The following is a 19,672-nucleotide window of genomic DNA, read 5'->3' as shown; positions in this document are numbered from 1 at the left end:
GAAACCTGTTCCTGTCCGCGCAGCGGTCCCGTCCGCCGTCGCGACCGCGATGCAATCGGCAGGCTGAGCCTCTCGGCGACCGCCGGCAGGCTCAGTGCACGACGCCGCCGGGTCCGTGCCGCAGGATGTTGAACTGCCCGTAGCTGTCCTTGAGGTTCATCGGGATCGCACCGCTGGCCGTGGTCGAAGCCTTGCCGATCTCGGCCACTTCGAACTCGATCCCGTCCGGGATCTGGATCCGGACCCGGTGCTTGCCGCCGCCATGCGGCGCCTCGATCGGATAGCCCGAGGACTCCAGCACGCCGGGGATGGAGACCTTGGCGGTGCGCGCATCTATATCCACTTCGAACGCGATCGGCGTGTGGATCGGGTCGTGCACGGTGTCGCACATGGCGTGGAAAATCCACCAATGCGTCGTCTCCGGCTCGGTCTCGCCGCCATGCAGCACCGTCTCCAGCGCCTCGCGCTGCGCCGCGTCCGCGCGTTCGTCGATCAGAACCTGCATCTGACCCTTGCCCTCGTAGATCGGGCCGGGCCAGGCATAGATCAGCCCGAAACGCAGTTCGTCGAGCGGCACATCCCCGAAATATCCTTTGGTGATCTCGACCACCTCGAAGCCGTGGCAGCCCCCGTTCGTGGGAATTCCCTCGAACTGGCAAGGGCATCCGTCGATGCAGTTGCAGTTTCCGAACTCGCGGCCTTCGATGTACCAGTCCCTGTAAGCCATGCGTGCCCCCGTGACAGTATCGCAAGATTTGCAGCCCCCTATTCTAGCACGAATCGGTGGCCTCGCTCGACGCACGGGCACGGTCAGCCGGCCGTCCACACACCGCCCAGGGCCTAAATTACGGCCTGACAGCCGCCGCGCTATCGGAGAAGGCAGGCTCAGCCGTCACCGGCATATTGCGCGTCGGTGACGTGTTCCAGCCACGCGACGGTGGCACCGTCCTGCGCTTCCTGGATCGCCAGGTGGCTCATCCCGTGATCGGGCGCCGCGCCGTGCCAATGCTTCTCGCCCGGCGCGAACCAGACGGTGTCGCCGGCCAGGATTTCCCGGATCGGGCCGCCCTCGCTCTGCGCCAGGCCCTGACCGGAGAGCACGACCAGCGTCTGGCCCAGCGGATGGGTGTGCCAAGCGGTCCGCGCGCCCGGCTCGAAGGTGACGACGACGGCGCGCACCCGCGCCGGGTCAGGCGCCTCGATCACCGGGGTCATGCTGACGGTGCCGGTAAAATACTCCGCCGGCCCCGGCATCGACGGGCGGCTGCCGCTGCGCTTGATATCCATATCTCTTCCTCGTCTGACTGCTGCGGGATATGCCACCAGCATACATCACATGGCACGCCGGACCATGCCGCCGAAGCGGATGCCGTCCCTCAGCCCCCGGAGCGGCCCAGAAACGCCTCCGCCGCGCCGAGCAATTCCTCCCAGCATGGATCCTGCGGCAACGGGACGTGGTTGCGGCCTTCCATAACATGAAGCCGCGCATCCGGGATACCCGCCGACAGCACGCCCGACTGGGATGCCGGATGCACCGAATCCTCGCGCGCATGCAGGATTAGCGTCGGCGCCTTCACCCGGTCCAGAATATCCGTCACGTCATAGGCGTCGATCGCGCGGCGCAGCGCCACCGCGATCTCCACGGAGGCCGAGGCGAGCTGCATCTGCGCCATATGCTCCAGTTGCGCGCGGGTCGCATCCGGCATGTAGAGCGTGGCGAAGGCCGCGGCGAAGGCCCCGCCCGAGCGGCCCCAACCCTGGCGGATCACGGTCTGGATCGCCTCGGCGTTGCGGACCTCCTCCTCGGTGCCGCGCACCGCGCGGCCCTGCGCGTAGCCGCCATAGAGCACCAACCGGCTGACCCGTTCCGGACAGCGTGCGGCGAAGGCCACCGCAACGGGCACGCCCTGCGAGGCAGCCAGGATGGGAAACCGGTCGAGCCCCGCGGCATCCGCGACAGCCTCCAGATCGTCGGCCAGCCGCTCCAGCGACAGGTCGGGCGGCGAGGGATCGCTGAGTCCCGTACCGCGTTGGTCGTAGCGCGTGACCGAGAAGCTGCTCCCCAGCCGGTCGAGGAACGGGCGCCAGACGGGGCTCTTCCAGTCCAGTTCCAGATGGGTCAGGAAATGTCCCGCCCTGAGCATCGGCGGACCCGCGCCAGTGGTGGTATGGGCGATCCGCGTTCCATCGCGCGACCGCGCCATCCGGATCGTCTGCGCCTCCGCCTCGTCGGCGGGCGCCGCGGTCTCGCCCCGGTCGTCGACGCTGACCGGGGCGACGAGGCGGAAGCCACGCCGCGGCACGGTCTGCAACACGGTCTGGGCTCGCCCGTCATCCCCGACCGCGCGGCGCAGCGCGTTGATCCGCGAGGAAACCGCCGCGTCCGACACGCACCGCCCGCCCCAGATATCGGCGATGATCTCGTCGCGCCCGATCAACTCGCCCGGCCGCGACAGGAACGGTGCCAGCAAATCAAAGACCTGCGGTTCCAGCGGCACCGTCTCGCCGCCGCGGCGGAACCGGTAGCGGCGTAGATCGAGCTCGCAATCCGCAAATCGGTACAGCATGCCCCGATGAAACGCTCAATACCGGCCCTTCGCAAGCGGCACGCGATGCCCGAGACGATTTCAATGGTTTCTAAAGGCCTTCTCAAGACCGTCTTCAAGCGCCGGACGCAGCCTCGCGCGATGCTGGTCCCGGACAGTCACACTCGTGCGGAGAGACACCATGTCAGAGACGCAGACCACATCCATCATACGGCGCCCCGACGGCTCCATCGACACGGCATACTACGTCGCGCAGGGACACCGGGCGCGCGGTCCAGGCACGCCGGCTGGCAGCAGCACTGGCGTCGCCCACACCCGCGCCGCGCAAGCCATCCGCTCTCGCGCGGGCGGTCGCGGCGCTGCACCGCCCGCTGATCCGCACATCCTGAGATCCGGGGGCGGGCATGTTCCGCCTCCGGCACCTCCCGGCCGGGGCCTGGCGACCTGCGGTGCGCACCGAAGTTCCTTGCTCGCGGCCGGGGGGACCGCAGTTCAGAGCATCGGCCAGACGATCAGCAACCCACCCGCCGCGATCAGGGCCGCGCCGCTGCCGCGCACCAGAAGCCCGACGCGGGGCAACAGCTTCTCCGCCAGGACGAAAAGAGCGAGCCCCACGATCCAGTAGAGGTTCATGATCCCGCCCACGAAAAGCAGCGCCATTAGCGCCCAGCAGCAGCCCAGGCAATAGATGCCGTGATGCGCGCCCAGCCGGAACGCCCCGGCTGCGCCGGGCCGGTGGTTGTGGGTCAGGAACTGCGCGGGAGAGCGGCAATGCGCCAGGCAGGCATCCTTGAAATGGCTGAACTGATAGAGCCCGGCCGCGATCAGCACCACGCCGGCGAGGAGGCCGGAATTCAGCATCATCATCGCGGAGGCTACGAGGCCCACCCGTTCCAGCGTGTATTGCAGCCCCGTCGCCAGTACCGAGAACGCCGCCCAGGCGGCTAGGTAGCCGCCCAGAAAGACCAGGCTCAAGCGCGCCGCGTGGCGGCTGTCGGGTCCGGCTTTCTTGAGCGCGGTATAGAGCAGCAGCATCGGCGCCGCGCTCGGCGTCATCATCGCGACCATCATGATCCACCACATCAGGAAGATCAGGATCGCGTAGGAGAGGCTCCAGCCCGGATTCTCGCCCATCTGCATGGCCGTGCCGGGCGCGCCAGTCATCCGGGTCATCTGGAGCGCCGACATGTTCATGCCGACACCGGCCACCGTGTAGGCCCCGGCGCCCAGTACGATCAGCCCCACGGCCCCCATGACGATGCGCCGGTCGTTGCGCATCAGCCGCTCCGCGAGGCCGGTTCGGGTCTTGCCGGTCCTGCTCATGGCCCGGCTAGGCCTGGACAACGCCCTGCCCGGTCAGGTGCAGGCGCGCGAAATGGGCATGCGTGTCGGTGTTCTTCAGCAACTCGATCCCGCCATTTCCGGTCCTGGTGCTGCCGCTGGCCAGTTCGGCCTTTGCGAACTCGAAGCCATGCGGCAATTCCAACCTGACGCGGTGCGGCTCGCCCGAGACGATATTGGGGATCGGCTTGGCGGATATCTCGAACACCTCGCCGGCCTTCGCGTTGCCGATACGTCCCTCCCGGTCGATGTCGATGCTGATCGGTGCCCGCAGGGTCTCGTGCTTGTTCGGGCTCATGGCTCCGAAGACAAACCACATGGTCGCCATTTCCTCGGTATCGCCGCCACTCATGATCGTCTCCAGCGCGGCGTGCTGCGCGTCGTCCGCGCGCTCGTCGATGATCAGTTGCATCTCGCCGTTGCCCTCGTGGATCGCACCGGGCCATTTGTACATGACGGCCGCGCGCAGGCCGTCGAGGCTGACATCCCCGTAATGGCCCTTCTCGATCTCGAGCACACCCGCCGCTTCGCATGTGCCGTCCGTGGGCAATACGCCGAACTGGCAGGGGCAGCCGAAATTGCAGTTGCAGTTGACGAGTTCCTCGCCCTGAATGCTCCAGTCTTCCATGATAAACGCTCCCAAGGTTTTATCCCGCATCTCAATTGATGCAAGTCTGCCGCGATGGCTTCCTCGGATGCTGCCTCGGGTTGGTTTCTTGTTGTCCTCGGCACTCTACACTCAGAAAGAATTGCACACGAATGACGTTACCAGATTCGAACCGCGCCACCAAACCCGGCCGCGAGTTGCCCGCGTCCCGGCTCAACCGCCCAGCGCAGCCGCCATCAGCCGATAGACGACCTGCGCCGCGGTGAAGTCCCAGGCGGCATTGCCGTCCGGGGCCAGTTCGACCACATCGAAGCCCACGCAGCGGCGGCCTTTGAGTGCATGTTCCACCAGATGTAGCGCCTGATAATAGCCCAGCCCGCCGGGAACCGGCGTTCCGGTGGCCGGCATCACCGACGGGTCCAGCCCGTCCACGTCGAAACTCACATAGACCAGATCGGGGAAGCCCGCAGGCAGGTCCACGGCGTGAACCGCCTGGGTGACGAGATCCTCGGCATCGCGGAAAAAGACGCGGTTGTCCACGCGGCTCCCGGCCTCCTCGGCGCTGAGCGCGCGCACCCCGAATTGCGCCAGCGCGACGCCCTCCCCGGCCAGCAGATGCATGACCGAGGCGTGGGAATGCGGCTCGTTCTGGTATGCCACACGCAAATCCGCATGGGCATCGATCTGAACCAGCCCGACCGGCTGGCCCAGCGCGCGGGCGACGCCCATCACCGCGCCATAGGTCAGTGAATGCTCGCCGCCCAGCGTCACCGGAATGCGACCGGCGCGCGCCGCCGCGGCGGTGCGTTCGGCCAGGCGGTCCATGACGGCGGGCAGCGGACCGTCGCAATCGAGCGAGGGCTCGGTATGGATACCCGCCGCGCAGGGTTCGGTCCCGTTGCAGAGCCGCTCCAACTCGTTGCTGGCCTCCAGGATCGCCTGCGGCCCCTTCGCGGTCCCCGCACCATAGGAGACGGTACGCTCCAGCGGCACCGGGATCACCGAGAAGCGCGCGGTCTCCTGCGCGCGTTCGGCTTCGGTCAGTTCGCTTTCGAGAAAGACGGTCATTCGAACTCCTCAGGACAGGCGGGACCGGAAATCGTCATAGGTGAACCGGCGCCGGATGCGCAGCGCGTCGGTTCGTGAATTCCATATCGCGATGGCGGGCAGCGGCACGCCGTTGAATGTATTGGTCTTGACCATCGAGTAATGCGCCTGATCGAGGAAGGCGAGCCGCTGGCCGACCTGCAACGGCGCCGCCCACGTATAATCCCCGATCACGTCGCCGGCCAGGCAGGACGGGCCCCCCAGCCGATAGGTATGGCCCGCCTCCGCCTCGCCCAGCAGGGCCGGGCGATAGGGCGCCTCGATCACGTCGGGCATGTGGCAGGTGGCCGAGATATCGGTGATCGCCAGGTCCATGCGGTTCCGCGGCAGATCGAGCACCTCGCCCACCAGGATGCCCGCATCGAGCGCCACGGCCTCGCCGGGCTCCAGATAGACATCGAGCCCGTATTTCGCGCGCAGCCCGGTGAGAAACCCCACCAGAGCCTCGCGCTCGTAATCGGCCCGCGTGATATGGTGCCCGCCACCGAAATTCAGCCATTTCATCCGCCCAAGATAGGGCGCAAGTTTCGGCTCGACCGCGGCCCAGGTCCGCGCGAGCGGCGCGAAGCCCTGTTCGCAAAGCGTGTGCATGTGGAGCCCATCGACCCCGTCGAGCACCCCGGCATCAAGCAGCGAAACCGGCGTGCCGAGGCGCGAGCACGGCGCGCATGGATCGTATTTCGGCACCTCGCCCTCGGAATGTTCGGGATTGATGCGCAGGCCAACCTGCCGTCCGGCGGCACGGCAGCGCGACAGGAACCGGTCCTTCTGCCCGGGGCTGTTGCAGATCACGTGATCGGATAGCGCGATGATCTCGTCGATCTCGGCCTCCTTGTAGCCCGCGCAGAAGGTGGCAAGCTCGCCGCCGTATTCCTCGCGCCCCAGACGCGCCTCGTAGAGACCGCTGGCGCAGGTGCCGCCCAGATAGCGCCGCACCAGCGGTGCCAGCGCGAACATCGAGAACGCTTTGAGCGCGCTGAGCACATGCGCCCCTGACCGCTCGCCCACACCGGCCAGAACCTGAAGATTGCGCTCCACCACAGCCTCGTCCACCACGAAACAGGGCGAGGGAACCCGTGACAGGTCGAAATCGCGAAACGCACCGGGGTCGCCCGCCTGGGTCTGCATCATTTCGGCCATCGCCCTGCCCCTTCCTGCCCGTACTCCGCGCCGGCGCCGCGCGATGGATCAGAACTCCACCGGCCCGTCCAGTTCATGCACCTCCCAGGGCAGGCCGTGGGCGTTCAGCATGTCCATGAAATCGTCGGGATCGAGCTCTTCCATGTTCCACACGCCGGGCGCCGTCCAGTTGCCCTTGAGCACCTGCGCCGCCCCGATCATCGCGGGCACGCCGGTGGTGTAGCTGACCGCCTGGCTGCCGACCTCGCGATAGCATTCCTCGTGATCGCAGATGTTGTAGATGTAATAGGTCTTCTCGCCCGAGCCGTCCCTGGCTTCCCCGGTCACGATATCGCCGATGCACGCCTTGCCCTTGGTCTGCTCGCCCAGCCCACCGGGATCGGGCAGCAGGGTCTTGAGGAACTGGATCGGGATGATCTCGACCCCGTTATGCATGACCGGGTCGATCCGCGTCATGCCGACATTCTGCAAGACCTTGGCATGGGTGATATAGGCGTCCCCGAAAGTCATCCAGAACCGCGCGCGCTCGATCTCGGGGAAATGGGCCGAAAGGCTTTCCAGCTCCTCGTGATACATCAGGTACATGTTCCTGGGTCCGATGCCCGGAAAATCGAACTCCACCTTGTGGGTCATGGCGGGCGTCGTCTGCCAATTGCCCTTTTCCCAGTGCTTGGCGTCCTGAAGCACCTCGCGCAGGTTGATCTCGGGGTTGAAATTGGTGGCGAAAGCCTGGTCGTTCGACCCGCCATTGGCGTCGAGAACGTCGATCTGCCGGATCGTGTCGAGCTTGTGCTTCTTCAGCCATTTGGCGAAGACGCTGGTCACGCCCGGATCGAAGCCCGACCCCAGGATCGCCACCAGACCGGCCTTCTTGAACTTGTCGCGATAGGCCCATTGCCAGTGATATTCGAACTTGGCCTCGTCCTCGGGCTCGTAATTCGCGGTGTCGAGGTAGTGACAGCCGGCCTCCAGACAGGCATCCATCAGCTTGAGATCCTGATAGGGCAGCGCGAGGTTGACGAGGATCTCGGCCCCGGTCCGCCGGATGAGATCGACCGTCGCGCTCAGATCCATCGCGTTAACCTGGGCCGTGGCGATATCGACGCCCACCCGTTCCTTGACCGATTTCGCGATCTCGTCGCATTTCGACTTGGTCCGGCTCGCCAGGGTGATCTCGGAAAAGATATCCGAGTTCATCGCCATCTTGTGAACGGCCGCATGGCTGACGCCGCCGGCGCCGATAACCAGTGTCTTTCCCATGACTGTCTCTCCCGGTTCTGAGGATCATTCGTAATAGGTGTAGCCGGTGATGCTGTCGCGATAGGCGTTCATCAGCGCCTTGCGGCCAGCGGCGTTGAGCGTCTTGGCCGAAGTCGCCTCATCCAGCATCCGGCGGAACGCCTCGACGCAGTCGCGCGGGTCGTATTCCACATACGCCATGACCTCGGCGATGGTGTCGCCCTCAAGCTCGTGCAGAAGGTCGAACTCGCCATCCTCGCCCAGCTCGATCGTCACCACATTGGTGTCACCGAAGAGGTTGTGCAAATCGCCCAGCGTTTCCTGATAGGCGCCCACGAAGAAGACGCCCAGGTAATAGGTCGCGTCGTCGCGCAGGCGGTGCAACGGCAGCGAGGGCGAGATGCCGTCGGCCAGGATGAAACGGTCGATCTTGCCGTCGCTGTCGCAGGTGATGTCCGACAGGATAGCGCGGCGCTCCGGCGCCTCGTCAAGGCGCTGCAACGGCGCGACGGGGTGGAGCTGGTCGATGGCCCAGACATCCGGCAGCGACTGGAAGAGCGAGAAATTGCAGTGATAGATATCGGCGAGATTCTCGAGATGCTCCTCGATCTCGCGGCCATTCTGCGTGCCCGCCGCCAGCGTCTTGATGCCCGCCATCAGGTGCAGATAGATGCGTTCCGCCCGCGCCATCTCCCGCAGCCCGACGGTGCCGCGCCGGAAAAGCGCGCGCATCTCGTTGCGGTAGAAGGTGCTGTCGTTGATGCATTCCTGAAGCCGGTCGGCCGAGAGATACTCCTGCACCGCGGCCAGGTCGGAGACGTAGTGATGGTCCTCGGGCTGCGGGCGCGGCGCGTCGTCGGCGTCGAAGAAGGTGGCCTCCAGCACGTCGAAGATCAGCATCGAGGTGGACGCCACGACCGCGCGGCCGCTCTCGGTCACCAGTGTGGGATGCGCGACGCCGGCCTCGTTGAGCGCATAGGCCACCGTCTCGACCACGTTGGCGCAGTATTCCTCGACCGAATAGTTGACGGAGTTCTCCGAGGCCTTCTTCTCGCCCGTGTAATCGAAGCCCAACCCACCGCCGAGGTCGAGATGGGTCAGCGCGGCGCCTTCGGCCGTCAGTTCGGTGAAGTAGCGGCACGCTTCCGACACCGCGCGGCGCACGTCGTTCACGTCGGGGATCTGGCTGCCCAGATGCGAATGCTGGAGCTTCAGGCAATGCAGGAGGCCCGCCTCGCGGAGCCGGTCCATGATCGAGACCAACTGATCGGTGTTCATCCCGAAGGTCGAACGGTCGCCGGAGCTTTCCGCCCAGTTCCCGCCGATGCGGTTGGTCAGCTTCACCCGCACGCCCAGAAGCGGCTCCTCGCCCAGCTCGCGCGTTACTCGGATCACTGTCTCCAGCTCTCGCGGGCTTTCCAGAACGATCACCGTGTTGAACCCGATCTTGCGCGACAGGATCGCCAGCCGGATGAATTCGTCGTCCTTCACGCCGTTGCAGATGATCAGCGCATCCTTGGGCAGACGGTGCGCCATTGCAATCACCAGTTCAGGCTTCGAGCCGGCTTCCAGCCCGAAGGAATAGGGCCGCCCGAATTCCACGATCCGGTCCACCACCTGCGCCTGCTGGTTGACCTTGATCGGGAACACCCCGCGATAGGCCCCGGTATAACCCGAGGCCGCGATCGCACGCGCAAAGCCTTCGTTGATGCGGGCGATATTCTGGCGCAGGTAGCCCGCCACGCGCAGCAGGATCGGCGTGTGGATGCCGCGCTCTTGCAGATCGTGCAGGATGCCGGGAAGGCTGACCGCCGGGGCGTCCGGACGATCCGGATCGAGCAATCCGACATCGCCATTGGGCAGCACCTCCAGCAAGCCGCGGCCCCAGCGCTCGAACCCGTAGATGGAATGTGTCGCCCCGGCGCCGTCGCTCATGCCCGCAAACCCCCAGATTCGTGTTGTGCGGCACCGTCTCTCAGCGCGCGCCGGGTGTCCAGCGCCCCACGCGGCATAACGATGCGCAATTCGGACATCCAGCATAGGCATTCGGCGCCGCGGCGCAAAGAGGCGGCCCGCCACCCTGCGCGGCTCAGTGCGACAGCGCCGATCCTTCGAGTTCCCGCTCCAGCGCCTTCTCGACCGCGCCGCGGGGCCGGGTGAATCGCGCAAGCAGGTCGTAGAGAACCGGCGTGACGCCCAGCATCAGCAGGCTGGACAGGCCGAGCCCCGCAATGATGACGGTGCCGATGGCGATACGGCTTTCGGCGCCCGCGCCGGAGGCCAGGACCAGCGGCAGCGCCCCCAGGATTGTGGAAACTGCGGTCATCACGATGGGGCGCAGGCGCAGCACCGAGGCCTCGATCACCGCCTCGCGCACCTCCATGCCGCGGTCGCGAAGCTGATTGGCGAACTCCACGATCAGGATGCCGTTCTTGGCGATCAGCCCGATCAGCAGGATGATCCCGATCTGGCTGTAGACATTCAGCGACAGCCCCCCCAGCGCCATCGCGTAGATCGCGCCGGCCACGCCCGTGGGCACGGTCAGCATGATGACCAGCGGGTGCACGAAGCTCTCGAACTGCGCGGCCAGCACCAGGAAGACGATGAGCAGCGCCAGCAGGAAGATCACGCCCACGCCACCGGATGTGTCCTTGAAGGTGCGCGACTGCCCCTCGTAGCCCAGCTTGGCCTCGGCAGGCAGGATCTCGGCGGCGATCGCCTCCAGCTCGGCCAGGACGCTGCCCAGATCGGCGCCCGGTGCCAGCGCCCCGGAAAGCTGGATCGAGGGCAGCCGGTCGAAGCGCCTTAGCGAGGGCGCGGCAGCGTTCTCCTCCAGCCGGACAAGCGCGCCGAGCGGCACCAGCGTCTCGCCGTCGCCGGCGCGCAGGAAGATATTGGCGATGTCGGAGGGGTCCCGCCGGTCGGCATCCTCGGCCTGCACCAGCACCGGGTATTCGCGGCCGCGGCTGACGAAGCTCGTCACCTCGCGCGAGGCCAGCATGGTCTGGAGCGTGGCCGCGATCACCTCCGCCGAGATGCCCAGATCGTCGGCGCGGGCGCGGTCGATGGAGACGTCGAGCTGCGGCAGGTTCTGCTCGAAATTGATCTCGGGATTGACCAGCCCCGGCAGGCTTTCGGCGCGCGCCAGCATCGCCGTGGCCCAGTCCTTGACGCTGTCGAAATCGGGGCCGCCGATCACCACACGCACCGGGGTGGAGTTGCCGCGCAGTCCCAGGCCGGCGGGCGTAACCGGAAAGCCACGCGCGATGGTGACCTTGCCCATCTGCGGCGCGATCTCCTCCACGATGGCCGAGACCGGACGGTCGCGCTCCTCCCAGGGAGCGAGGCGGAAGACCACGAAGGACCGCCAGGCCCGCCCGCCCCAACCGGTGAAGGTGAAGACCGTCTCGATCTCGCCCGATTTCCGCATCGGCTCCAGTATCTCTTCGACCTGCCGGGCCGCCATGTCGGAATGCGGCACGGTCGACCCCTGCGGCGCGGTCAGCGGCACGAAGCCCACGCCGCGATCCTCGTGCGGGGCAAGCTCGCGCGGGAGCCCGTCATAAAAAAGCGCGGCGCCGCCGGTGACCGCCAGGGCGACCGCCAGAACTACCAGCGGCATGTCCAGCGCGCGGGTCAGGACGGCCCGGTAGATGCGTTGCGAAAGCGGGGCGGGCCGCGCGCCCTCCGCGCCGCCCGCCGCGGCGCGGCGCGGCACGCTCAGCACCTTGGAGGCCAGCGCCGGGCAGGCGGTCAATGCCACGAAGGTCGAGATCGCGACCGTCCCCGCCATCACCCAGCCGAATTCCACGAAGAGCCGGCCGACCTGGCCCGGCATGAAGGAAAGTGGCACGAAAACCGCGATCAACGTTATCGAGGTGGCGATCACCGCGAAAGTCACCTGGCGGGCTCCGTGCAGGCTGGCGGCCAGCGGGCGCTCACCATTCTCGATCCGGCGCTGGATGTTCTCCAGCACCACGATGGCGTCGTCCACCACCAGCCCGATCGCCAGCAGCAGCGCCAGCAGCGTGAGTGTGTTGAGCGAAAACCCCCAGAGCCCGATCAGCACGAAACACCCGATCAGCGAGACCGGAATGGTGATCGCCGGGATCAGCGTGGCGCGGAAGCTGCGCAGAAAGAGCAGGATCACCAGAACCACCAGAACCAGCGAGATCGAGAGCGCGATCACCACCTCGCGGATCGAGGCGCCCACGAAAAGCGCGTCATCGGAGCCCACGATGATCCGCATCCCCTCCGGCAGGCTTTCCTGAAGCGCCGCAATTTCGGCGCGGACCGCGTTGGAGATGGCCAGCGTGTTGGACTGGCTCTGGCGCAGCACCGCCACGCCGACGGCATCGGCGCCGTTGGTGCGCACCACGGTCGTGTCGTCGGCCACGCCAGGGGCGATGCGGGCCACATCGCCCAGCCGCACCGGATAACCCGCCACGCGGTCCAGAACGACGTCGCGGAAATCTTCGACGCTGTGCAGCCGGCTGTTGAGCCGCACCGAAAGCTGGCGGTTGTAGGATTCCACCTCGCCCGCGGGAAGTTCGATATTGTTGCGCCTCAGCGCGGCCTCGACATCGGCCACGGTCAGGTTGCGCGCGGCCAGCGCGCGGCGGTCGATCCAGATGCGCACCGCGAAAGGGCGCGCGCCGTAGATATCGACATTGGCCACCCCGTCCAGCGTGGCGATCCGGTCAGCGATGAACCGGTCGATATAGTCGGTGATCTCGGCCGTTGTCATCCGGTCGGAGGTGATGGCGAGCCGCATCACCGGGTCGGCGTCGGCGTCGCTCTTCACCACCTGCGGCTCGTCGGCTTCCTCCGGCAGGTCGCCGCGCACCCGCCCGACCGCATCGCGCACGTCGTTCGCGGCCACGTCGATATCCGTGCCGGTGTCGAACTCGATGGTCACGCGGGACCTGCCCTGGCGGCTTTCCGAACTGATCGAACGGATGCCCGAGATCGACGCGATGGCGCCCTCGATGGTTTCGGTCAGGTCGGTGTCGATCACCTCCGGTGCGGCGCCGCGATAGGTGGTGGTGACAGTGACCACGGCATTGTCCACATCCGGCAATTCCCGCACCGGCACCCCCCGCAGCGCGGCGAGGCCGAAGACGACGATGAGCAGGCTCGCCACCGCCGCAAGAACCGGCCGGCGCACCGCGATGTCCGAGAGCGTCATGTGTCGCTCTCCGCCGCGTCCGCCGGGGCGGCGCCGATCACCGCGGCGCTGTCGCCCAACACCCGCACCGGGCTGCCGTCGCGCACCCGCTGAAGCCCGCGGACCACCACCGCATCGCCCGCCGTCAGTCCGGACGTCACGGCCACCACGCCGTCGCGGCGCTGGCCGGTCACCACCTTGCGGCGCAACGCCTTGCCGTCCTCGACCACGAAGACATAGGTGTCGGCGGCCTGGAACACGATCGCCTCCTCCGGCACGACGAGCGCCTCGGATTGCGACAGGACCAGCGTCAGCGACATGAACATGCCCGCCGGCAGAAGGTTCTCGGGATTGGGGATCACCGCGCGGGTCTTGAAGGACCGGCTCACCGGGTCGATGCGGCTGTCATAGGCCGCGACCCGGCCCACAAAGTCGCGCTCGGGGAAGGCGGCGCTGAAGGCGGTCAGCTCCTGTCCAAGCCGGACCCCGGCGAAAAGCGTCTCCGGCAGCGAAAACTCCACCTCGATCTCCGACAGGTCGTCGAGCCTGGTCAGCATCGTGTCCTCGTCCACCCGCGCGCCCAGATCGGCATCGGTCAGGCCGACGACCCCGGCGAAAGGGGCCCGGATCGTGCGCTCGGCCATCCGGCGCCGCGCCCGGTCGAGTTCGGCGCTTGCTGCCGCCAGACGCGCCGTCGCCTCCTCCAGCGTGGCCTGGGCGACAGCGTTGGTCTCGCGCAGGCGGCGGATGCGTTCCAGTGCCTGACGCTGCTCGACCAGCCGGGCTTCGGCCTCGGTCAGGTCGGCGCGCTGGATCTCGTCGTCGAGCCGCGCCAGCACGTCGCCGGCCTCGACCGTTGCGCCGGGCTCGATCAGGATCTCCACGAGACGTCCCGCCGCCTCCGGCACGATCTCCACCGATTGCCGGGCGCGGGTCGTGCCCACGGCCTCCACGGAGCGGCTGAGGGTGCGCGTCTCGGCCCGCGCGATCTCGACCGGAACCTCGCGCGGCCCGCCCGCCCCCACCGTCGCCTCGGCCGGCGGCGCCATGTGCTCGGTATAGTAGGAATAGCCGCCGAAGCCGGCCGCGCCCAGAAGGCACAGGACAAGCAGCTGCTTCCAAATCGCCATCACCGTCTCCCGGGGCACCTGCCCCGGCGAAGATATAACACGAAACAAACCGGCGGCGAGCGTGCATGGCGCGCCACACGCAGGATTTATCGCGCGGGCGCGGGGTTCAACGTTGCGCTCTAGACGCCCAAACCGGCCCCGTCTGGCACCTTGATCACCCGAGATCCTTCGGTGAAGTCAGCCAGCGAGAAGCGCCAGATCGCCCCCGGCCAGCGCAGGTCCATCTCGCGCTTCCGGCTCCTGTAGACCGCCGTGTAGAGCGTGCCGAACCCCGCCGAATAGGCGGTGGAATAGAGCGGAGGCTTGAGAAACGCGCCGATGAACTTCTCCTCGGTCTCCGGATGCAGCGTCAACCGCTGGAGCAGATACCTCTCCCGTTCCACCGTCGCGGTGAAACGGGCATGGCTGATCCATTCCACGTTTTCCTGATGGTTCGTGGCCACCGCGGCGTGGGTCAGCAGTGCTGGACGGTCCGGCGCCATCAACGCGGTCAGGTAGCGCCGCTTCGCGTCGAGCACGGTGACGTTGTAGCTCATATGCGTGGGCACGCGGGCCAGCACCTCGCCCGCCTCTTCGGCCGTCTTGCAGGTCTGCAGGACGTAGCGCAGGATGACCGGCACACCGAACCCCTCGCCCACCACGCGCCGCCCGCCGAAGGTCAGCGAAATCGCCAGCCCCGCGTCGTTCACGCCGTCCACCAGCCCCCACAGCCCGTCGCTCGTCCCCATCACGGCGCGACCCTTCCAACGGGTGTGCAGCACCAGGCTGTCGAAAGCCGCAGGGCTGTAGTCGTAATTGCGCACCATGACCGGCTGCCGTCCCGGCCAGATCGCCTGCGAGCAGCCCGAGAGATAAGGCGGCGGGCAGTAGAAGCTGAGAAATCGCGCCGCCTGATCGCCACCGCCCGCCAGCTCGCATAGCTGGTCGTAGAGCGGCACGATCTCGGGCATGTGGCGCTTGAGCGCGCGGCGGCTCTCGACATAGGTCGGGCGCGCCGCGTCGCCCTCGCGCGCCCACCAGCGGTGATAGTCGGGCCAGTACTCGGCGAAGAGCCCGGCCCATTTCGGACCGGGCTCGTCTTCCGATATGGCCCGCCAGAGAACGTCCATCGGGATCAGAGGTATTTGTGACCCGGATCGGCGAGTGCCGAAGCGGTGGGCAGCGGTCGGGCGGCGAAACTCGACTTGATGCCGTGGATCCATTTCTTCGCGCGCTCGTTCAGTCGGAAGCCCGGCGTCATCGACCGCCCGCGCGTGACCAGAATGCCCAGATCGGCACCCTCATAGCGGAAATCGCCGGGCTTCTGGATGCGCAGGAAAAAGGCTTCGTTCTCGTTCTCCACGGCGCGGCGGTGATAGTCGAACCGGTCGAAGACCACGCGCCCGTCCTCCTGCATCCGGTAGATGCCGGTGGGCGGCGCCTGGGTGATCACATCGACGCTGTCCTCGGTATGCTTGATGACCATTTGCGACCAACTGTCGATCATGTCCGGGTCGGCCCAGCGCGCGTTCAACTCGTCCACGTCAAGCCGGAATTTCTTGGAACAGAACTCCAGCAGGTGGAACAGGAAGAGCGGCGCGTCGGCATGGGCGAAGGCCGCATGGTTGGTCATCGACGAGGCGCCGGTGATGCGCGGATTGAGTTCCCCCAACCAGATATCGCCGGATTTCTTCTCGATCAGGAAATCCAGTTCGAAATAGCCGCGATAGCCTTCCTTGCGAAGCTGCTCGCCGAATTTGAAGGTCAACTCGCGCGCCTTCTGCCGGGTCTTGGGCGGGAAGGCTGTCGAGAAGATCTCGTTGCCGCACCAGCCGCCGCGATAGGGGGTAAGGTCCTTGAACCCAACCAGTTCGGTCATCAGCGGCCCCACGATCGTGCCCTCCGACGTGGCGCAGGCCTCGATCGCCGAGCCGCGGCAGTCGATGCGCTTCATGATCTTGATCTCGCCCTCGCCCACGATCTCGTGCTCGTGGCGACGGAAATCGGCCTCGGACTTGATGAAGAAGGTGGTGTGGCCGCTGTCGCCGAAGGCCGATTGCAGCACCAGGTCGTGCCCGATCCCGGCCTTTTCGCAGATCTTGCGCAAGTGGTCGTAATCCTTGACCTCCGAGAGCGTGTTGGGCACCGACGGCACGCCCGCCTTGTTGCCGACGCGGACGGTCTCGATCTTGTTGTCCATGCGGGTGCGCAGCTTGGCCTTGGGAAACCAGACCTTGCCGCCAAGTTCGGCCACCAGGCGCTCGGTCTCCTCGTCGAACATCAGGAAGACGAATTTCGGGGTGCCGCCACGGCGCTTGACGAAATCCACCACCTCCTTGTGCTGGAGCAAGTAGTTGTTGATATCCTCGATCGACTGGAACTCCGCATGGGGCGCCTCGGAGGGGCAGAAAACGTTGGGGTGCTGTCCGTCATAACAATCTATATAACTGATATATTTAAAATTCTTGGCCCATTCATCGAGCCCGAGGAGGTTGAAGTTCGTGGCCGAGACGAAGTAGATCGGGTCCTCGCTGCGGTGGAAATAGCGCCGGATTTCCGAGATGTTCTTGAGCACCTTGCGCCCCGAACCGGACGCCTTCGCCTTGCTGGTCTTGGTCATATGAAATTCTCCCCTTTTTCTGTCGTTTCTTATTCAGCCGCCTTGCTGGCGCCCTGTCCCGCACCATGCTCGGCCAGCGCGTCGGGCGTGAATACGCGCAGGCCAAGATCGGCGCGGTAGCCATGAATTTCGTTCACGTCGAGCGCCCGCATGAAATCGAGGATCCCGTCGGACACCACCTGCCCCGGCACCAGGATCGGGAAACCGGGCGGATAGGGGATGATGAAGGAGGCCGACACCATCTCGCCACCATTGGCGCGGGCGCTCTGCAACTCGACATAGTCGCATTTGCTTTCGTCATAGGCCAGGAAGAAGGCGGCGCGGATGTCGCCTTCGGGCGTCTTGCCATCGACACGGAACGCATCGTGGAAGCGGCTGAAATCGGGCAGCGGCGGCAATTCCTCCATCAGGCTCTTCACCCGGCGCTCGAAGGCGCGGCGCTCCATCACCGAGGCGTCGTCCTGAAGGTCGTCCAGATCCTGCGCGATCTGCACAAGAACCTCGATCAGATAGGCGACCGAGGACCGCGTGGTGCCGATATTGGTCATGAAGAGCACGGTATTGCGCGAGGTCTTGTTGATCTGGATGCCGTATTCTTCCATCAGGATATCGGTCTTGAACGTGTCGCCATCCCAGCCGGTGCCGCCGACCGCCAGCGTCACCCGGCTTGCGTCCAGCACGAACTCGTCGCGCGACCAGCTGTCCCAGATGTCGTCCCAGCCCTGCTCGGCCTCGCTGTAGGAGGTGATGCCGCTTTCGCGATGTGCCTCGGGGATCATGTCCGCCGCCGTCAGCACCTTGAAATACTTCCTCAGCAGAGGGTGCGAGCCGATCGCCCGGCGCATCGAGATCGCGGCTTCCACCTGGCGCTGAACGAACTCGAAACCCTCCAGCTCCACCTGGCGGCGGCCCACGTCGAGCGAGGCGATGATCTGGTAATTGGGCGAGGTAGAGGTATGGGTCATATAGGCTTCGTGGAACGCCTGCTCCACCTCGCCCTTGAAGTCCTGATCATGGACATGGATCATCGACCCCTGCCTGAGCGAGGTCAGGGTCTTGTGGGTGGACTGCGTGGCATAGACGCGGACCCGCGCATCGGGCGGCGGAACCAGCCGCGTGGCGATCAGGGTCTCGTCGTCGGCGCCGTCGAGTTCCGCCTGCTGGGCCTCCCAGGCTTTCCCGGCCTCCTCGGTCCTGAGCCGCGCGCGCAGCGTCTCGGCCACGGCCATGCCGGTACGTTGCCGGTAGGTCGGCGCGAAGCGGGCAAAGGCGAACCACGCCTCGTCCCAGAGGAAGACGAGGTCCTTCTTGATGGCCAGGCATTCCTCCATCACCCGTCCGACATTGTAGACGATGCCGTCGAAGGTGCAGTTTGTAAGCAGCAGCATCCGCACCCGGTCGAGCTTGCCCGCCGCCTTCAGTTCCAGCAGCTGGCGCTTGATCTCGACCAGCGGTACGGCGCCGTACATCGAGTATTCGTCGAGCGGGTAGCTGTCGAGATAGACAACATGCGCCCCCGCAAGCACCATGCCGTAATGGTGCGACTTGTGGCAGTCGCGGTCCACCAGCACGATGTCACCGGGCCGCACCAGCGCCTGCACGACGATCTTGTTGCAGGTCGAGGTGCCGTTGGTGGCAAAGAAGGTCTGCTTGGCACCAAAAGCCCGCGCCGCAAGCTCCTGCGCTTTCTTGATCGGACCCACCGGTTCCAGCAGGCTGTCGAGCCCGCCCGAGGTCGCCGAAGTCTCGGCCAGGAAGATGTTAGCCCCGTAGAAGGCGCCCATGTCCTGAATCCAGTGACTGCGGGTGATCGACTTGCCGCGCGAGATCGGCATGGCGTGGAAGACGCCCGTCGGCTGCTTGGAATAATCCTTGAGCGCGGTGAAGAACGGCGTCTTGAAGCGCGAGCGGACGCCGCGAAGGATGTTCAGGTGCAGTTCCTGGAAGTCTTCCTGATTGTAGAACACCCGCCGGCAGCGGCCGAGGTCGAGCCCGGCGATGCTTTCCACCGACCGGTCTGTGATGAGGTAGCTGTCAAGCTCGGGGCGGATGCGCGCGATCAGCCGGGTCAGGTTCGGGCCGTAATCCTCTGGCCGCATGTCCCCGATCCCGTCCTCGCTTTCCAATAGCGTCAGGTAGCGTTGCAGGATCGACAACTCATTATTCGATTTCAGCCGCAATCCGGGGCGGACCACCACCGCCTGGATGTTGTGATTGAAGAGGATGCCGATCAGCGCGTCCTCGAAGCTGGGCACAATCACCGGCTCGTAGGTGAACTGATCCTCATGGCGGCGCATGCTCTGGATCGAGCCGCGCAGCCAGCGTTCCTGATGCTCGTTCAGGTCATCAACGATCAGCACCTCGAAATAGGGTTTGGTCAGGGCGCGGGCCTCGGGCGAGAGCAGCGCCTCGTCTTCCAAGTCCTCGGTGTCGCTTTCGTCCCGCCCGAGCGGGATCGAGCGTCGGCGATATGCGCCCGAGGTCAGGGCGCGGGTGATCCGCCGGACCGAGTGGGCCAGGTCGTCGTAATTGTGGTGCTCGAAACTCCTCCGCAGATGATCGAATGCGGAAATGCCGGGAAAGGCCCAGTAGCTTTCGATCGTGCCAAGCTGGTCCAGCAGCTCCTCGATCTTCGGCCGCAGCCTTGCGAGCGTCGCCTCCGAGGGGTCGCGCGCCAGCGTCGCGGTCAGGTCGGACAGGGTGCTCCACCTGTCCGACCGAAGCTGGATCGCGCTGAAATAATTGCTCATGGTCTTCATGGACCTCGCCCCCTCCGGTTCTGGATCAAAGAGTTGC

The 19,672-nt window shown here is 66.0% G+C and carries 14 protein-coding genes; all 14 read right to left on the bottom strand.

What is annotated here, in order from left to right:
* Positions 1-91: 91 nt before the first annotated feature.
* The 14 genes from DDZ14_RS09445 to DDZ14_RS09380 all read right to left on the bottom strand — a co-directional run bounded on the left by DDZ14_RS09445 (position 92) and on the right by DDZ14_RS09380 (position 19,635).
* Complete coding sequence (locus DDZ14_RS09445; RefSeq protein ID WP_109424717.1) at positions 92-727, bottom strand: DUF1326 domain-containing protein; 636 nt, start codon at positions 725-727, stop codon at positions 92-94.
* A gap of 158 nt (positions 728-885) precedes the next feature.
* Positions 886-1,287 (bottom strand): cupin domain-containing protein, encoded by a 402-nt coding sequence (locus DDZ14_RS09440; RefSeq protein WP_109424716.1) that lies wholly within the window; start codon positions 1,285-1,287, stop codon positions 886-888.
* Between the two features lie 89 nt (positions 1,288-1,376).
* Positions 1,377-2,567 (bottom strand): alpha/beta fold hydrolase, encoded by a 1,191-nt coding sequence (locus tag DDZ14_RS09435; protein ID WP_109424715.1) that lies wholly within the window; start codon positions 2,565-2,567, stop codon positions 1,377-1,379.
* A 471-nt stretch (positions 2,568-3,038) separates the two neighbouring features.
* On the bottom strand, positions 3,039-3,869 hold the full coding sequence (locus tag DDZ14_RS09430; protein ID WP_109424714.1) for a DUF2182 domain-containing protein: 831 nt from the start codon (positions 3,867-3,869) through the stop codon (positions 3,039-3,041).
* Between the two features lie 7 nt (positions 3,870-3,876).
* On the bottom strand, positions 3,877-4,515 hold the full coding sequence (locus DDZ14_RS09425; protein ID WP_109424713.1) for a DUF1326 domain-containing protein: 639 nt from the start codon (positions 4,513-4,515) through the stop codon (positions 3,877-3,879).
* A gap of 192 nt (positions 4,516-4,707) precedes the next feature.
* Positions 4,708-5,562 carry an agmatinase gene (speB, locus tag DDZ14_RS09420; protein ID WP_109424712.1) on the bottom strand — a complete coding sequence of 285 codons (855 nt, stop codon included), beginning with the start codon at positions 5,560-5,562 and terminating at the stop codon, positions 4,708-4,710.
* 9 nt (positions 5,563-5,571) lie between these two features.
* Entirely contained in the window at positions 5,572-6,741 is a 1,170-nt protein-coding gene (locus DDZ14_RS09415) for a carboxynorspermidine decarboxylase (RefSeq protein ID WP_109424711.1), read from the bottom strand.
* A 48-nt stretch (positions 6,742-6,789) separates the two neighbouring features.
* Positions 6,790-8,001 carry a saccharopine dehydrogenase family protein gene (locus DDZ14_RS09410; RefSeq protein ID WP_109424710.1) on the bottom strand — a complete coding sequence of 404 codons (1,212 nt, stop codon included), beginning with the start codon at positions 7,999-8,001 and terminating at the stop codon, positions 6,790-6,792.
* Between the two features lie 24 nt (positions 8,002-8,025).
* Entirely contained in the window at positions 8,026-9,915 is a 1,890-nt protein-coding gene (speA, locus tag DDZ14_RS09405; RefSeq protein WP_109424709.1) for a biosynthetic arginine decarboxylase, read from the bottom strand.
* Between the two features lie 154 nt (positions 9,916-10,069).
* Positions 10,070-13,168: an efflux RND transporter permease subunit gene (locus DDZ14_RS09400; protein WP_109424708.1), complete on the bottom strand. Its 3,099-nt coding sequence runs from the start codon at positions 13,166-13,168 to the stop codon at positions 10,070-10,072.
* Positions 13,165-14,277, bottom strand: coding sequence for an efflux RND transporter periplasmic adaptor subunit (locus tag DDZ14_RS09395; protein WP_109424707.1), 1,113 nt, complete (start codon positions 14,275-14,277; stop codon positions 13,165-13,167). The genes DDZ14_RS09400 and DDZ14_RS09395 overlap by 4 nt, the downstream gene beginning before the upstream one ends.
* 119 nt (positions 14,278-14,396) lie before the next feature.
* Entirely contained in the window at positions 14,397-15,386 is a 990-nt protein-coding gene (locus DDZ14_RS09390) for a C45 family autoproteolytic acyltransferase/hydolase (RefSeq protein ID WP_109424706.1), read from the bottom strand.
* Positions 15,387-15,391: 5 nt separating this feature from the next.
* Complete coding sequence (locus DDZ14_RS09385) at positions 15,392-16,876, bottom strand: biotin carboxylase (RefSeq protein WP_109424705.1); 1,485 nt, start codon at positions 16,874-16,876, stop codon at positions 15,392-15,394.
* A gap of 29 nt (positions 16,877-16,905) precedes the next feature.
* Positions 16,906-19,635 carry an aminotransferase class I/II-fold pyridoxal phosphate-dependent enzyme gene (locus DDZ14_RS09380; RefSeq protein ID WP_109424704.1) on the bottom strand — a complete coding sequence of 910 codons (2,730 nt, stop codon included), beginning with the start codon at positions 19,633-19,635 and terminating at the stop codon, positions 16,906-16,908.
* Positions 19,636-19,672 lie beyond the last annotated feature (37 nt).

Source organism: Maritimibacter sp. 55A14, from assembly GCF_003122205.1.
In the GTDB taxonomy this organism is placed as follows: domain Bacteria; phylum Pseudomonadota; class Alphaproteobacteria; order Rhodobacterales; family Rhodobacteraceae; genus QEYE01.
Note: the sequence above shows the minus strand (reverse complement) of the source record. Positions and strands in the feature narration are given on the sequence as shown.

What these genes read in the sequence shown, in the direction of transcription:
- DDZ14_RS09435 (WP_109424715.1), bottom strand. Translation starts at nt 2,567, where the DNA reads ATGCTGTACCGATTTGCGGATTGCGAGCTCGATCTACGCCGCTACCGG.
- DDZ14_RS09395 (WP_109424707.1), bottom strand. Translation starts at nt 14,277, where the DNA reads ATGGCGATTTGGAAGCAGCTGCTTGTCCTGTGCCTTCTGGGCGCGGCC.
- speB (WP_109424712.1), bottom strand. Translation starts at nt 5,562, where the DNA reads ATGACCGTCTTTCTCGAAAGCGAACTGACCGAAGCCGAACGCGCGCAG.
- speA (WP_109424709.1), bottom strand. Translation starts at nt 9,915, where the DNA reads ATGAGCGACGGCGCCGGGGCGACACATTCCATCTACGGGTTCGAGCGC.
- DDZ14_RS09400 (WP_109424708.1), bottom strand. Translation starts at nt 13,168, where the DNA reads ATGACGCTCTCGGACATCGCGGTGCGCCGGCCGGTTCTTGCGGCGGTG.
- DDZ14_RS09440 (WP_109424716.1), bottom strand. Translation starts at nt 1,287, where the DNA reads ATGGATATCAAGCGCAGCGGCAGCCGCCCGTCGATGCCGGGGCCGGCG.
- DDZ14_RS09425 (WP_109424713.1), bottom strand. Translation starts at nt 4,515, where the DNA reads ATGGAAGACTGGAGCATTCAGGGCGAGGAACTCGTCAACTGCAACTGC.
- DDZ14_RS09410 (WP_109424710.1), bottom strand. Translation starts at nt 8,001, where the DNA reads ATGGGAAAGACACTGGTTATCGGCGCCGGCGGCGTCAGCCATGCGGCC.
- DDZ14_RS09380 (WP_109424704.1), bottom strand. Translation starts at nt 19,635, where the DNA reads ATGAAGACCATGAGCAATTATTTCAGCGCGATCCAGCTTCGGTCGGAC.
- DDZ14_RS09415 (WP_109424711.1), bottom strand. Translation starts at nt 6,741, where the DNA reads ATGGCCGAAATGATGCAGACCCAGGCGGGCGACCCCGGTGCGTTTCGC.
- DDZ14_RS09390 (WP_109424706.1), bottom strand. Translation starts at nt 15,386, where the DNA reads ATGGACGTTCTCTGGCGGGCCATATCGGAAGACGAGCCCGGTCCGAAA.
- DDZ14_RS09445 (WP_109424717.1), bottom strand. Translation starts at nt 727, where the DNA reads ATGGCTTACAGGGACTGGTACATCGAAGGCCGCGAGTTCGGAAACTGC.
- DDZ14_RS09385 (WP_109424705.1), bottom strand. Translation starts at nt 16,876, where the DNA reads ATGACCAAGACCAGCAAGGCGAAGGCGTCCGGTTCGGGGCGCAAGGTG.
- DDZ14_RS09430 (WP_109424714.1), bottom strand. Translation starts at nt 3,869, where the DNA reads ATGAGCAGGACCGGCAAGACCCGAACCGGCCTCGCGGAGCGGCTGATG.